The sequence below is a fragment of the Nonomuraea sp. C10 genome (assembly GCF_008017515.1).
In the GTDB taxonomy this organism is placed as follows: Bacteria; Actinomycetota; Actinomycetes; order Streptosporangiales; family Streptosporangiaceae; genus Nonomuraea; species Nonomuraea ferruginea.
Window position 1 is genome coordinate 2758718 of the sequence record NZ_VPFF01000001.1, and the last position, 13617, is coordinate 2772334.

14 protein-coding genes are annotated in these 13617 nt (G+C 73.1%); 7 read left to right on the forward strand and 7 right to left on the reverse strand.

The window, feature by feature from the left end; genetic code table 11:
* Nucleotides 1-33: 33 nt before the first annotated feature.
* The 4 genes from FR742_RS12545 (at nucleotide 34) to FR742_RS12560 (ending at nucleotide 4185) form a co-directional block, all read left to right on the forward strand.
* The gene (locus FR742_RS12545; RefSeq protein WP_148031126.1) at nucleotides 34-1395 is read left to right on the forward strand and encodes an amidohydrolase family protein; all 1362 of its coding nucleotides are present in this window, start codon (nucleotides 34-36) and stop codon (nucleotides 1393-1395) included.
* Nucleotides 1388-2419 carry an amidohydrolase family protein gene (locus FR742_RS12550; RefSeq protein ID WP_222708913.1) on the forward strand — a complete coding sequence of 344 codons (1032 nt, stop codon included), beginning with the start codon at nucleotides 1388-1390 and terminating at the stop codon, nucleotides 2417-2419. Before FR742_RS12545 ends, FR742_RS12550 begins: the two co-directional genes overlap by 8 nt.
* 85 nt (nucleotides 2420-2504) lie before the next feature.
* Complete coding sequence (locus FR742_RS12555) at nucleotides 2505-3209, forward strand: SDR family NAD(P)-dependent oxidoreductase (RefSeq protein WP_187281125.1); 705 nt, start codon at nucleotides 2505-2507, stop codon at nucleotides 3207-3209.
* Nucleotides 3210-3489: 280 nt separating this feature from the next.
* Complete coding sequence (locus tag FR742_RS12560) at nucleotides 3490-4185, forward strand: ThuA domain-containing protein (protein WP_148031128.1); 696 nt, start codon at nucleotides 3490-3492, stop codon at nucleotides 4183-4185.
* Nucleotides 4186-4443: 258 nt separating this feature from the next.
* On the opposite strand, the gene FR742_RS12565 is transcribed toward FR742_RS12560, so the two are convergent.
* The 4 genes from FR742_RS12565 to FR742_RS12580 all read right to left on the reverse strand — a co-directional run bounded on the left by FR742_RS12565 (nucleotide 4444) and on the right by FR742_RS12580 (nucleotide 7592).
* The gene (locus FR742_RS12565) at nucleotides 4444-5223 is read right to left on the reverse strand and encodes an SDR family NAD(P)-dependent oxidoreductase (RefSeq protein WP_148031129.1); all 780 of its coding nucleotides are present in this window, start codon (nucleotides 5221-5223) and stop codon (nucleotides 4444-4446) included.
* Between the two features lie 105 nt (nucleotides 5224-5328).
* Entirely contained in the window at nucleotides 5329-6069 is a 741-nt protein-coding gene (locus tag FR742_RS12570) for an SDR family oxidoreductase (protein ID WP_148031130.1), read from the reverse strand.
* 87 nt (nucleotides 6070-6156) lie between these two features.
* Nucleotides 6157-6375, reverse strand: coding sequence for a ferredoxin (locus FR742_RS12575; protein WP_148031131.1), 219 nt, complete (start codon nucleotides 6373-6375; stop codon nucleotides 6157-6159).
* Nucleotides 6372-7592: a cytochrome P450 gene (locus tag FR742_RS12580; protein WP_148031132.1), complete on the reverse strand. Its 1221-nt coding sequence runs from the start codon at nucleotides 7590-7592 to the stop codon at nucleotides 6372-6374. Before FR742_RS12580 ends, FR742_RS12575 begins: the two co-directional genes overlap by 4 nt.
* Before the next feature lie 199 nt (nucleotides 7593-7791).
* Here FR742_RS12580 and FR742_RS12585 point away from each other — a divergent pair, with 199 nt between their 5' ends.
* The 3 genes from FR742_RS12585 to FR742_RS12595 all read left to right on the forward strand — a co-directional run bounded on the left by FR742_RS12585 (nucleotide 7792) and on the right by FR742_RS12595 (nucleotide 9914).
* Nucleotides 7792-8979, forward strand: a complete 1188-nt coding sequence (locus FR742_RS12585; RefSeq protein WP_148031133.1) for a cytochrome P450 — start codon at nucleotides 7792-7794, stop codon at nucleotides 8977-8979.
* Nucleotides 8980-9046: 67 nt separating this feature from the next.
* A complete protein-coding gene (locus tag FR742_RS12590) occupies nucleotides 9047-9436 on the forward strand; it encodes a nuclear transport factor 2 family protein (protein WP_148031134.1) in 390 nt (129 codons plus the stop codon).
* A 7-nt stretch (nucleotides 9437-9443) separates the two neighbouring features.
* Complete coding sequence (locus FR742_RS12595) at nucleotides 9444-9914, forward strand: Lrp/AsnC family transcriptional regulator (RefSeq protein WP_148031135.1); 471 nt, start codon at nucleotides 9444-9446, stop codon at nucleotides 9912-9914.
* A gap of 44 nt (nucleotides 9915-9958) precedes the next feature.
* Here FR742_RS12595 and FR742_RS12600 read toward each other — a convergent pair whose 3' ends face one another.
* Genes FR742_RS12600 through FR742_RS12610 form a run of 3 tightly spaced genes read right to left on the reverse strand, consistent with a single transcriptional unit; the run spans nucleotide 9959 to nucleotide 13537 of the window.
* Complete coding sequence (locus tag FR742_RS12600; protein ID WP_148031136.1) at nucleotides 9959-10780, reverse strand: xanthine dehydrogenase family protein subunit M; 822 nt, start codon at nucleotides 10778-10780, stop codon at nucleotides 9959-9961.
* Nucleotides 10777-11244 (reverse strand): (2Fe-2S)-binding protein, encoded by a 468-nt coding sequence (locus FR742_RS12605; protein WP_148031137.1) that lies wholly within the window; start codon nucleotides 11242-11244, stop codon nucleotides 10777-10779. The genes FR742_RS12600 and FR742_RS12605 overlap by 4 nt, the downstream gene beginning before the upstream one ends.
* Nucleotides 11234-13537, reverse strand: a complete 2304-nt coding sequence (locus FR742_RS12610) for a xanthine dehydrogenase family protein molybdopterin-binding subunit (protein WP_261808857.1) — start codon at nucleotides 13535-13537, stop codon at nucleotides 11234-11236. Before FR742_RS12610 ends, FR742_RS12605 begins: the two co-directional genes overlap by 11 nt.
* Nucleotides 13538-13617 lie beyond the last annotated feature (80 nt).

Below are 13617 nucleotides of genomic sequence, written 5' to 3' on the forward strand. Positions count from 1 at the left end.
CTTCTGACGCATAACGAGGTCCGAGGAGAGCCGATGGCCGACAGCATCTTGATCACCGGAGGCGCCGTCATCGACGGCACCGGCGCCGCGCCGCGAGCCGACGAGGCGGTGCTGGTGCGCGGCGACCGGATCGCCGCCCTGGGCGCCGAGGCGCTGGCCCAGGCCGAGTCGGACGGCGTGGACGAGCGGATCGACGCGAGCGGGCGCACGGTCATGCCCGGCCTGATCGACGCCCACACCCACCTCAGCTTCGGCGAACCGACCGGCAACGACGAGCTGCTCAACCACCGCACGCAGGGCTACAGCTCGATGCTGTCGGCCTACCACGCCCGCAAGGTGCTCCGCGCCGGGGTGACCGGCGTGCTCGACGCCGACTGCCTGTGGTCCATCGGCGTCGAGCTGCGGGACGCCATCGACACCGGCATCGTCGAAGGTCCCCGCATGCGCGCCGGGGGACAGGCCCTGATGACCATGCTCGGCGGCACCGCCGGCCGGATGATCCGCGACGAGGGCACCACCGGCTACGCGACCGTCGTCCACAACCGCGACATGATGGTCAAAGAGGTACGACGCCAGATCAAGTACGGGGTCGACTGGATCAAGATCATGGTCACCGGCCTGATCCCGTCCATGAAGGGCCCCGAGGTCAAGGTCTGGAGCTTCGACGAGCTCCGTACCGTCTGCGACGCCGCGCACGAGCTCAACACCAAGGTCGTCGCCCACTGCCGCAACTCCGAGAGCACCCGCGACGCCGCGAGGGCGGGCGTCGACCTGATCTACCACGCCTCCTACATGGACGACGAGGCGCTCGAAGCCGTCGTCGAGTCCGGCAGCGCGCTGTGCCCGACGTTCACGCTCCTCGGCAACCTCGCCGACTACGGCCAGAAGATCGGCAGCGCGCCCGAGCTGCTCGACGTGTTCCGCGCCGAGATCGAGGTCACCGCCGCGCAGATGGCCAAGGCGCACGCCGCCGGCGTGCCGTTCCTCACCGGCTCGGAGACCGGCTTCGCCGTCACCCCCGTCGGCGAGTGGCACGCCCGCGAGCTGGAGATGTTCGTCCAGTACATGGGCATGACGCCGATGGAGGCGATCGTCGCCGCCACCCGCAACGGCGCCTTCGCGCTGCGCATGGAAGGCGAGGTCGGCACCCTGGAGACCGGCCGGCTCGCCGACGTCCTCATCGTCGACGGCGATCCGCTGAAGGACGTCACGATCCTCCAGGACCGCACCCGGATCGCCGAGGTGATCAAGGGCGGGCGCCGGATCGACCTCACCACCCCGATCCCCGAGCGCCGCATGCGCTCCACCGACCAGGTCAGGTTCCTCGCCTCCTGCCCCCTCACCCGCGGGCTGGCCCTGACCGAGGATCAACTGGAGAAGCTGGCCCGTGTCTGACCACCTCGAGCTTCCTCCCGGGCGTTCACCGGTGATCGACGTGCACGCGCACGCCGTACTGGAGGTCAGCCTCGGGGCGGCCGGCGCGGCGGGGCCCGAGCTGGGCGTCTCGCCCGACGGCACGCCCTTCTACCGCGTCGGCGGGTACGTGTTGAACGGCGTGCGCTACGCCGGAAGCCCCTTCATGGACGTGGGCGTCCGCATCGCCGCCATGGACGAGGCCGGCGTCGACGTGCAGCTGCTGTCGCCCAACCCGCTGACCTACTTCGACCGGCTGGACCCCGGCGCGGCGGTGGCCTACGCGCGCACCCACAACGACGCGCTGGCCGAGACGGTGGGCAAGCACCCGGCGCGCCTGCTCGGCGCCGCCCAGCTGCCGGTGCAGGACGTCCCCGCGTCGATCGCCGAGGCCCGGCGCGCCGTGCGCGAGCTGGGGATGGCGGCCGTGTACATCGGCACCGACCCCGCCGGGCGCACCCTCGACGATCCCGGGCTCGACCCGCTCTACGAGGCGCTCGCCGACCTGGACGTGCCGCTGTTCGTGCACCCGTCGCCGCTCGGCCCGGACGGGCCGCCGCAGGACCCCCGGCTGCGCCGCTTCGACCTCGACCTGCTCTTCGGGTTCGCCCGCGACGAGACGCTGGCCGTGGCCGCGCTGGTCTTCGGCGGCGTGCTCGACCGGCACCCCGGCCTGGACGTGTGCGTCTCCCACGGCGGCGGCGCCGCGGCGTTCGTCGCCGGGCGGTTCGCCCGCGCCGTGGAGAAGCGCCCGTGGGCCGGCGCGAAGCTGCGGGAGAACGGGTTCGAGCACTACTACCGCCGCCTGTGGTTCGACACCCACGTGCACGACGACCTGTCGCTTCACCTGCTCGCCGAGCACGCGGGGACCGAGCGGCTGGTGTTCGGCACCAACTTCGCCGGCTGGGACTCCGGCGCCCACGAAGGGCCGGGGCTCGACCCCGCGGTCCTGGCCGCCAACGCCGCCCGACTCCTGCGCCGCCCTGACCTGCTGGAGGTCCGATGACGGCGCCTGGCCGTGAGGGAAGTCTGCTGGAGGTCCGATGACGGCGCCTGGCCACGTGGGAAGTCCGGCGAGGACCCTCGGCCAAGTGGGAGATTCGGCCAGCGCATCCTGCCGCGTCCTCGTCACCGGTGGCGCCTCCGGCATCGGCCTCGCGTGCGCAGAGCTCCTCGCCGCCCAGGGCTGGGAGGTCGAGGTCGCCGACCTGCGCCCCGGGCCGGGGCGGCACGAGCTCGACGTGGCCGACCGGGAGTCCTGGGAGCGCGTGCTCGACGCGGCCTGGCCGCTCGACGCCCTGGTGAACTGCGCCGGCCACCGCAGCCGCGGCGCGATCACCGAGCTAGACGTCGCCGAGTTCGAACGCATGCTGTCCGTGCACGTCACCGGGACGTTCCTGGGCATCCAGGGCTGCGCCCGGCGCTGGCTGGCGGCCGGCGTCGGCGGCGCCGTCGTCACCATCAGCTCGGTGACCGGCACCCACGCCGTCGCCGGACAGCCGCACTACGTGGCCGCCAAGGCCGGGGTCGCCGGGCTGGTCCGCGCGGCGGCGGCCGAGCTGGCCCCCGCCGGGATCCGGGTCAACGCCATCGCGCCCGGCGTCATCCGTACCCCCATGACAGCGGACCGGCTCGGCGCGCCCGAGCAGGCGGCGTGGCTGATGAACCGGGTCCCGATGGCGCGCGTGGGCGAGCCGGAAGAGGTCGCGGCGGCCGTGGCGTTCCTGCTCTCCGGCGGCGCGTCGTACCTCACGGGCGCGGTGATCCCGGTCGACGGCGCCTGGACAGCCACCTGACGACCCCATGCCCTCCACAGCCTCTTCGTGCAGCGTTTCGTACGGAGCTTCCGTACGGAGACGGAACGTACGGCGACGGAGCTTCCGTACAGAGACAGAGCTTTCGTGTGGCGACGAAGCTTCCGTACGGAGACAGAGCTTTCGTGTGGCGACGAAGCTTTTGTGCGGAGACAGAGCTTCCGTGCGGAGACGGAGGCTTCGTGCGGATACCCAGCCTGCCCCGGTGGCTGTCGATAGGGCACCCAGGCTGATCTGACACCTAACTGCGAAGGGACACCCCATGCGTGCCGTTGTGCTGTCCGGAGGGCTCACCCATGACTTCCCCGCCACCACCGCCTGCCTGGTGGAGCTCCTGTCCGGACAGGGGATCCGGGCGGAGGTCCATACCGACGTGGACGCCGCCCTGCGGGCGCTGCCGGGTGCGGCGCTGCTGGTGGTGAACGCGCTGCGCTGGACGATGACCGGGCCAGGCACCCCCGACCGCTATCGGGAACTGGCCGGAACGGAGGGCGAGAGCCCGTCCCAGAGCGCCAGGGCCAGACTGGCGGCCCACCTAGAAGCGGGCGGCGGCGTGCTCGGTATGCACACGGCGAGCATCTGCTTCGACGACTGGCCGGAGTGGGGGCGGACGCTCGGCGCCGCCTGGGTGTGGGGCCGCTCGCACCACCCGCCCATCGGCCCCGCGGTCGAGGTGCGGCCGGAGGGCGGGCACGAACTGGTCGACGGCCTTGCCCCGTTCACGGTCGTCGACGAGGTCTACGGGAACCTGGAACGGGCGCCCGGGACCGTCCCGCTCCTGACCGCCGCCCAGCCCACCGGCCCGGACACCCACAGCCGCCACCCCCTGCTGTGGGCCCGCGAACACGCCGGCGGCCGCATCGTCTACGACGCCCTCGGCCACCACCCGCCGTCGTACGAGGTCCCCGAACACCGCGAAATCCTCCGCCGCGCCATCCACTGGACCACCCACGGCTGACCCACACACCCCAAACCGCACCCGCACGTGTGAAGACAACCCTCACCGCCGTACCGACCAGCGCGTATGAAACGGCCGGCCGCACGCGAGACGGCCCGTCACACGGGAGACGGCACGCACAGGGAGACGGCACGCACACGCGAGACGCCCCGCACACGCGACGGCTCGCACATGCGAGACGATCCCGCCGGCGCGCGAACAGCCCGTGCACAAGACGGCGGGGGGCGCGTCACGTACGACGTGACGCGCCCCCAGTCGTCAGGCCTCGGCGAAGCCGACGGAGTCCACTGAGGCCGGGCGTGGGAGGGAGGCGAGGGTGCTCTTGATGAGGCCGCCGTCGACGGCGAGGGTCTGGCCGCTGACGTAGGCGGACTTCTCGGAGCCGAGGAAGAGGACGGCGGCGGCGATGTCCTCGGCCGAGCCGAGCCGGGCCAGGGGCACCGCGCCCTCGCGGACGCGCCGGACCTCGGGGTCGGCGTAGATGGCGTCGGACATGCCCGCGTGGATGAGCCCGGGAGCCACGCAGTTGACGCGGATGCCGTGCCTGGCCCACTCCATCGCCATGTGCTCGGTCAGCCGGACGACGCCGGCCTTGCTGGCCGAGTAGGCGCCCGCGTTCGGGGCGGCCGCGATGCCGTTGATCGAGGCCAGGTTGACGATCGCGCCTCCGCCGGCGTCGGCCATCGCCCTGGCGAGCGTCCTGGCGACGATGAAGGTGCCCGTCAGGTTGACCCGCAGCGCGGCCTCCCACTCGGTCACCGGCAGGTCGAGCAGCGGCCCGAACCGGACGATGCCGGCGTTGTTCACCACCAGCTGCGGCGGCTCCGGCAGCAGCGCCGCCGCGGCGCGCACCGACTCCTCGTCGGCGACGTCGACGGCCGTGCCCGCGCACGCGTCGCCGATGTCGCGGGCCGTCTGCTCGACGGCCGGGCCGTCGACGTCCCATGCGGCGACCCGGTAGCCCTCTTTCACCGCGTACTCGGCGATGACGGCTCCGATGCCGTGCGCCGCCCCGGTGACCACGGCCCATTTCGTCATGCTGTTCTCTCCCCTTGTCGGCCTGTCCCAAGCGTCGTCATAAGGATAACGACGCTAAGGGACGCGGCGGCGTGCCTTGTTCACAACGTTCGACGGGTCACCCGGTCACAGCAGCGCCTGGTAGGCCCCTCCGTCCACGGGCACCGCCGCGCCGGTGAGGTAACCGGCCTGCGCCGAGCACAGGAACGCGACGACCGCGCCGAGGTCGGCCGGCTCGCCCAGCCGTCCCGCCGGCACGTCGCCGACCGGCGGGCTGTCGCCGTACACCTGCGTGACCCGTTCCGTACGGTGCAGGCCGGGTTGCACGGAGTTCACCGTGATCCCGTCCGCGGCCACCTCGCGGGCCAGCGTGCGCAGGAAACCCGTGGCGCCCGCGCGTGCGGTGTTGGACAGCGCGAGGTTCGGGTACGGCTGGCGCACGCCGAGCGAGGTGATCGCGACGATCCGGCCCCAGCCCTCCTCCCGCATGAACGGCAGCGCGGCCAGCGACATCCGCACGACGGCGAGCAGGCTGCGTTCCAGCGCTGGTTGGTAAGCGTCCAGCGGGGTCTGCGCGATCGTGCCGGGCGGCGGGCCCGGCCCGTTCACCACCAGGATGTCGAGCCCGCCCATCAGCGCCGCGGCCTCCTCCACGAACGCCGCGGCGCCGTCCGGCCCTGAGACGTCGGCGCGCAGCCACCGCACGCCTGGCCCCAGGCGCTCCGCCGCGGCGCGCGCCCGCTCCTCGTCGGAGCCGCAGATCGTGACCCGCGCCCCCTCCGCGACCAGCGCGGCCGCGCTCGCGTGACCGAGCCCCGCGCTCGCCGCCGCCACGGCCGCACGCCGGCCCCGGATTCCCAGCTCCACGACTACGGCTCGCGCCGCGCGGCGAACCGCCCGAGCGGCCCGCCCACGGTGTCCACGGCGCTGACCGTGCCGAACGGGATCAGGCCCTCAGTAGACATCGATCTCCTCGTCCCCGTCGAAGACGCGGATGGCGCCGGAGGGACAGTCGCGGGCGAGGTCGAAGATGTGCTCGTCCGTCAGCCGCGGCCCGCCAGGGACCAGCGCGACGATCTCGTCGTCGTCGAAGCGGAACGACTCCGGCGCCTCCGCGACGCACCTGCCGGAGCTGATGCACACGTCCCGGTCGAGCTCGATCCGGTACGTCACTCGTCGCCTCCGAACAGGACCGGGTAGGAGCCCCAGTAGGGCCGCTGGGTGTTGGCGTCCCGCTGCGGCGGGTTGTCCGGGTCGCGCCGCACCCGCGCCGCGAACATCCGCTGGACCACGCCGGTGACCAGGCCGAAAAGGTGGTCGTCCGGATCCGAGCCGGCCCGTTGCACGACCCCGGCGGCGAGGTCCTGGCCGATGCACACGTGCATCCCCGCGGCGAAGCTCAGCCCGAACGGGGCCACGTTCGGGGGGAACGTGCGGTGCGGGTCGAACGCGGCGGCGTCCGGGCCGAAGACCTCCGGGTCGCGGTTGACCGACTGCAGGTCGATCACCACGGTCGCGCCCTCGGGGATCTCGATGCCGGAACGCAGCGAGACCGGAGCCAGCGCGCGCCTCCGGCCGATGGGGCTGGACGGGTTGAGCCGTACGGTCTCGTGCACGGAGCGCTGGACGAACAGCGGGTCGGCGGCGGCGAGCCCGGCGTCCTCGGGGTGCGCCTCGATCCAGCCCAGGATGTGATCGACCGAGCGGACGAACGCGGTGGCGCTGGTGTGCGCGCCGGCCAGCAGGAAGAACGCGACCTCCCTGCGGATCACCTCGTGCGGCAGGCGCAGCTCCCCGGTGTGGCGCAGCAGCGTGGTCAGCACGTCGCTGGGCACGTCCACGTCCTCGCCGGCCGCCTCCCGCTCCAGCAGGTCGCGGCGGCGGGCGATGGACGGGGCCAGGAACTCCGCGTCCCAGTCTTCGAGGGCCCGCGCGATCACGCGCCGCTGCTCGTCCTTGTCCTTCGTCGAGTGCGCGAGCGTGGCGCCCTCGATGAAGCTCATCATGTACGCGTAGAGCCGGCCGGTCTCCTCGGCGGTGCCCGCGGGGCGGTCGACGCCCGCGGTCAGGGCGGCGAGGTTGAGCATCAGCTCGTGCCCCAGGTGCACCAGGTCGACCCGGCCCTCCGCCTGGTACGGGGCCAGGGTCTGCTCGATCACCCGCGGGAACAGCTCGCGTTCGTAGCGTTCGAACACCTCGCGGCGGAACATCCGGTTCTCCACCCGGCGCCGGGACCTGTGCTCGTCGCCGTGCAGGTTCACCAGCACGTCCGCCATCACGACCTCGCCCTCGTCGTAGAGCGACTGGCGCAGGTCCTTGCTGCGATAGGCGTCCTTGGCGTCCGCGAACGTGGTGAGGACGATCGTTGTCTCTTCGGCGACGGCTGTCATCTGGACTTGCTCCTCCGTTGCGCACGACCGGATCGGGGGGTTGCCGGTCCCTGCTGAGGGTCTCGTGGCTCCCCGAGCGGCGTCAAGACCCTAACGACGAATGACAGGGCGGTACGCAGGGTCACATCTTCCGCAGGGCGGTGTCCGCTGGTAGCGTCGTTAGTGTTCTAACCCCGTGTCAATCAGGGAGCGCGTGGCGATGACGACGATCACTCTTGACGGCTACGCCGACGTACGCGAGGCCTTCCGGCTGCGCGACCTCAAGCAGGCGCTCTACGACGAGGGCGGGGTCGTCATGGCCGACTGCCTGCTGGTGCTGCACGGGGAGGACCACCGCGTGCGGCGCAGGGTGGAGAACCGGCTGTTCCGCCGGGGCACGTTCCGGCACTGGGAGCGCGAGTTCCTGCACGACGTCGTACGCGACACGCTGGCGCCGTTCGCCGCCGACGGCCGCGCGGACCTGGTCGAGCTCGGCTACCGCACGATCATGAGCTTGACCGCGCTGGTCGCCGGCATCGACCGGCCCACCGGCTCCGCGACCGAGGCGGACGCGCTCTACCGCTACGCGAAGAAGTTCTCCGAAGGCGCCACCCTGGTGCACACCACCCGGGACCCGGACGTCGTCCGGGCCGAGGTGCGGGCGGCGCTGGACGAGTTCGACGCCACGTTCATGCGGCCGTCGCTGGAACGCCGCAGGGCGCTGCTGGCCCGGCACGCGGCCGGCGAGCTGGGTGAGCAGGACCTGCCCCGCGACGTGCTCACCGGCCTGCTGCGCCACTGGGACGAGCTCGGCATCGACCAGGAGATCCTGCTCCGCGAATGCGCCTTCTACCTCCAGGCCGGCTCGCACAGCACCGCCGACGCGTTCACGCACTCGGCCGACGAGTTCTTCGCCTGGGTCCGCCGCGACCCGGCCGCCGCCGAGAAGGCCCTCGACGACCCGGCCCTGCTCCAGCGCTGTGTGCACGAGACCCTGCGGCTGCACCCGGCCAGCCCTGTCGCGCAGCGCCGCGCGCTGGCCCCCGCCGTGCTGCGCGGCGGCACCGAGATCCCCGAGGGCGCGTTCGTCGTGCTGGACATCGCGGCGGCCAACCGCGACCCCCGGGTGTTCGAGCGCCCGGACGAGTTCGACCCCCTGCGCGAGGTCCCGGCCGGGGTCCCCCGCTGGGGCCACGCCTTCGGCGGCGGCACCCACGCGTGCATCGGCACCGAACTCGCCGGCGGTGTCCCGGCGGCGGACGACGCCGAGCAGGTTCTCGGCACCGTCACCCTCATGCTGTCGGCCCTGCTCACCGCCGGCGCCCGCCCCGACCCCCACCATCCGCCCAGGCGCGACCCCAACTCCTCCCGCGACCACTTCGCCTCCTATCCAGTGCTGTTCCGATGACATCCACCCACGCGATGACGACCGGCTGTGGGGTGTTGGGCGCTCACGGGAGGGTGGGTGGGGACGGGTGACGGCCGGGTATCGGGTGACGGAGCGGTTTCTGGCGGCGGTGCACGCTAGGGATGCGGACGCGGCGGCCGGATGTTTCGCGGAGGACGGCACGTACGCGAACGTCCCGCATGCGCCCGTGGCCGGGCGGGCCGGCGTAGCGGCGTTGCTCCGGCCGATTCTGGGCCGCGCCGAGCGGGTGCGGTGGGAGCTGGTGACCGCGAGCTACACGGACGAGCGCGCGTGGCTCGAACGGGTCGACCGGTTCTGGATCGACGGCCGGGAGTACAGCGTCGCCTGCAACGGCGTCGCGGAGGTGGATCCCGCCCGCGAGCTGATCACCGGCTTCCGCGACTACACCGATCTGGCCCCCTGGCGGGCCCTGATCGCCCCCGTGCTCGCGGGCTGACAGCCTCGTGGACCTCGACGACCTGGACCTGGCCCTCCTGCGCCTGCTCCTGGAGGAGCCGCGCGCGGGCTACCGCGAGTACGCGCGGGTGCTCGGCGTCGCCAGGGGCACGGTGCAGGCCCGCATCGCGCGGCTGGAGCGGCGCGGGGCGATCACCGGCTACGCCGCGCACGTCTCGCCGGCCGCCCTCGGCTACACCGTCCAGGCGTTCGTGCACCTGCACCTCGCGCAGGGCAGGCTGGACGACGTGACCGAGCGGCTCGGCCGGCTCCCGGAAGTGCTGGAGGCCCACTCGACCACCGGAGAGGGCGACCTGCTGTGCCGGATCGCCGCCCTGGACAACGGTCACCTGGAGCAGATCGTGCAGGCCCTGCTCGCGCTTCCCGGCGTGGTCCGGACCCGTACCGAGGTAGCCCTGCGCGGTCGCGTCCCGTACCGCGTGCTCCCGCTCCTCCAGCAGGTCAAGCCGACGTCCTGAACGAGCGGGGCCCGGCCGCGAGGTCGCGGCCGGGCCCCGGGCTTCTACAGCGCGGCCAGGGCGCGGGTCACCAGCACCTCGGCGAGGTGGACGCGGTAGGACGCGCTCGCCACCGCGTCGTCCGGCGGCTCGCAGCCCCACGCGGCCAGCCGGGCAGCCTCCGCGGCCGGTTCGCCCGCCGCCAGGGCCTCCTCCACCGCCGTCGCCCGCACCGGCGTCGGCCCCATGCCGATCAGCGCGATCGCCACGCCCCCGCCGGGCCGCGCCTGGGCCGCGACCCCCACCACGGCCCAGTCCAGGGCGCGGCGGCTGAACTTCTCGAACGCGTACGACCGGCCGGGCGCGGCCGGCAGCCGGATCTCGGTGAGCAGCTCGCCCGCCGCCAGCGCGTTACGGCGCCGGCCGGTGAAGAACTCCCGCGCCGGGATCTCCCGCACGCCCGCAGGGCCGCGCGCCACCAGCACCCCGTCCAGCGCGAGCACCGCGCCGGCCAGGTCGGCCGCCGGATCGGCGTGCGCCAGCGAGCCGCCGATCGTGCCCCGGTTGCGCACCTGCGGGTCGCCGATCCGGCGCGCGGCGGCGGCCAGCAGCGGCCCCTGCGCGGCCACCACCGGGTCGCGCTCCAGGGTCCGGTGGCTGGTGAGCGCGCCGACCGCGATCCGGTCGCCGTCCGTTCTGACGTACGACAGCTCGCGGAGCCGGCCGATGTCGACCAGGACGCCCGGCTCGGCCCGCCGCAGCTTCATCGCGGGCAGGAGCGAGTGGCCGCCCGCGAGCGGCCTGGCGGCGTCGCCGTGCCGGGAGAGCTCGTCGAGCGCCTCCTCGACGGAGCCGGCGCGCACGTAGGAGAAGCCGGCCGGGATCACTTCGCGCCTCCGTTCGCGGCGGCCCACTGGACCGACTCGACGATCATCTGGTAGCCGGTGCACCGGCACATGTTGCCCTTGAGCCCGCCACGGATCTCCTGCTCCGTCGGGTCGGGGTTCTCGGCGAGCAGCGCGGTGGCCGCCATCACCATGCCCGGCGTGCAGAACCCGCACTGCAGCCCGTGACACTGCCGGAAACCCTCCTGCACGGGCGACAGCCCGTCCTCACCGGCCAGCCCCTCGACCGTGGTGACCGCGAGGCCGTCGGCCTGCGCCGCCAGGACGGTGCAGGACTTCACGGCCTCGCCGTCGAGCAGGACCGTGCAGGCGCCGCAGCTGGAGGTGTCGCAGCCGACGTGCGTGCCCGTCAGGGACAGCGTGTCGCGCAGGAAGTGGACGAGCAGCAGCCGGGGCTCGATCTCCCGGCTGTGCGCCTGCCCGTTGACGGTGATCTCAACTCGCATCGTGCATGACCTTCCAGACTCGTTCCGGCGTGCAGGGCATCTCCACGTCGCGCACGCCGAGATGGGCCAGCGCGTCCACCACGGCGTTCACCACGGCCTGCGGCGCCGCCGTCGCGCCCGCCTCGCCGAGCCCCTTGGCGCCGAGCGGGTTGAAGCTGGACCTCGTCTCGATGTGGTGGGTCTCGTACGGGGGCAGGTCCAGCGCGCCCGGCACCATGTAGTCCTCCAGGGACGCGGTGAGCGGCCGGCCGCCGGCGTCGAAGGCGACCTTCTCGAACAGCGCCTGCGCGATACCCTGGGCGACCCCGCCGTGGATCTGCCCGCGGGCCGTCATCGGGTTGATGACGGTGCCGCAGTCGTCCACGCAGACATACCGCAGGATCGACACCCGCCCGGTGTCGCGGTCGATCTCCACCACGCACCCGTGCGCCCCGCTCGGGTAGCTGAGGTTCTTCGGCTCGAAGTACGAGGTGTTCTCCAGGCCGAGCGCGGTGCCCTCGGGCAGCAGGTGCGGCTTGAAGGCGCGCTCCGCCACCTCCGCCAGCGTCACCGTCGCGTCGGGCACGCCCTTGACCTGGAACCCGTCGCCGATCCGCACCAGGTCGTCCGCGTCGGCCTCCAGCATGTGGGCCGCGACGCGCCTGGCCTTGTCCGCCACCTCCACCGCGGCCATCCGCACGGCGTTGCCCGCGACCGGCATGCCGCGGCTGCCCATGGTGCCGGTGCCCTCCTGCACGACCGCGGTGTCCCCGTACAGCACGCTGATGGCGTCGAAGGGCACGCCCAGCTGATCGGCGGCGATCTGGGCCAGCGCGGTCTGGTGGCCCTGCCCGTGCGGGGCGGTGCCGACCAGGACGATCACCGATCCGTCCGGCTGCATCCGGACGTTCGCCGACTCCCAGCCGCCGAGGTAGCCGAACTGCTCGAACAGCGGCGTGGGCCCGAACCCGCCCATCTCCACGAACGTGGACAGCCCGACGCCGAGCAGCGGCGCGCGCGGGTCGGCGAGCCGCCGCGCCTGCTCCTCGCGCAACCCGGCGTAGCCGAGCCGGTCCAGCAGCAGGTCCAGCGCGGCCGGGTAGTCGGCCTCGTCGTACACGATCCCCTCGAACGGGGTCTGGTACGGCATCTCGCCCGGCTGGATCAGGTTCGCCTTCCGGACGTCGGCGGGGTCCCTGCCGAGCTCGCGGGCGACCAGGTCGACCACCCGCTCGATCAGGAAGCTCGCCTCGGGCCGTCCCGCTCCCCGGTAGGACGCGGTAGGCGTGGTATTGGTAACGACGCTCCGGTAGCGCGCGGCGATCTTCGGGATCTTGTAACAGCCGCCCAGCATGTACGAGGTGAGCGTGGCGAGACCGATGCCCACCGGGTCGGGCACGCCGCCGATGTTGACCGTGAGCGTCACGTCCAGGGCGAGGATGCGGCCCTCGTCGTCGAAGCCCACCTCGACGTCCTGCAGCTGGTCGCGGCCGTGGTAGGTGTGCACCATGTGCTCGCCGCGGGTCTCGACGTACTTGACCGGCCGGCCGAGCCGGCGCGACAGCTCGGGCGCGAGGAACAGCTCGGGCATGAACGACGACTTCACCCCGAAGGCGCCGCCGACGTCGGGCGCGACCACCCGGACCAGGTGCCTGGCGAGCCCGAACCGCTCGGCGATCTCCGCCCGGACCCGGTGCGGCGCCTGCACCGTGGCCCACACGGTCGGCCCGGCCCCGGTCCAGTCGGCGAGCACCCCGTACGGCTCCATCGGCGCGCCCGCGCAGCGCTGGTTGACCAGGCGGGCGCGCAGCCGGTGCGGGGCGGCCTCCAGATCGGCCGTCACGTCTTCCGGCGTCACCTGCTGTTCCAGGGCGAGGTTGCCGGGCAGCGGCGCGAAGATGGGCACCGCGTCCGGCGCGAGCGCGTCGGCCACCGTGGCCATCACCGGCAGCGGCTCGTACGCCACGCGCACGGCGCGCGCCGCGTCCGCGGCGGCGTACCGGTCGGCGGCGACGACGACGGCCACCGGCTCGCCGACGTAGTGCACCTTGCCGGCGGCCAGGTAGCCGCGTTCCAGGCCGGGCACGGACGGGCGGGGCGGCAGGCCGGCGAAGTCCCGCGCGGTCCAGACGCCGACCACGCCGGGCAGCGAGCGGGCCTCCTCGGCGTCGACGCCGGTGATGAGCGCGTGGGCCTCCGTGCTGTGCACGTAGACCATGTGGAGCAGCCCGGGACGATGGATGTCGTCCACGAACGTGCCGCGCCCGGTGAGCAACGCGGCGTCCTCCTTGCGTGGTACTGCCGAGCCGATCATCGTCACAGGCCACCTCCGTTGGTGCCAGGGGCGCGTCGTTAGACGTATAGCGACTTATATTGTCGCCTACGTCACACCTC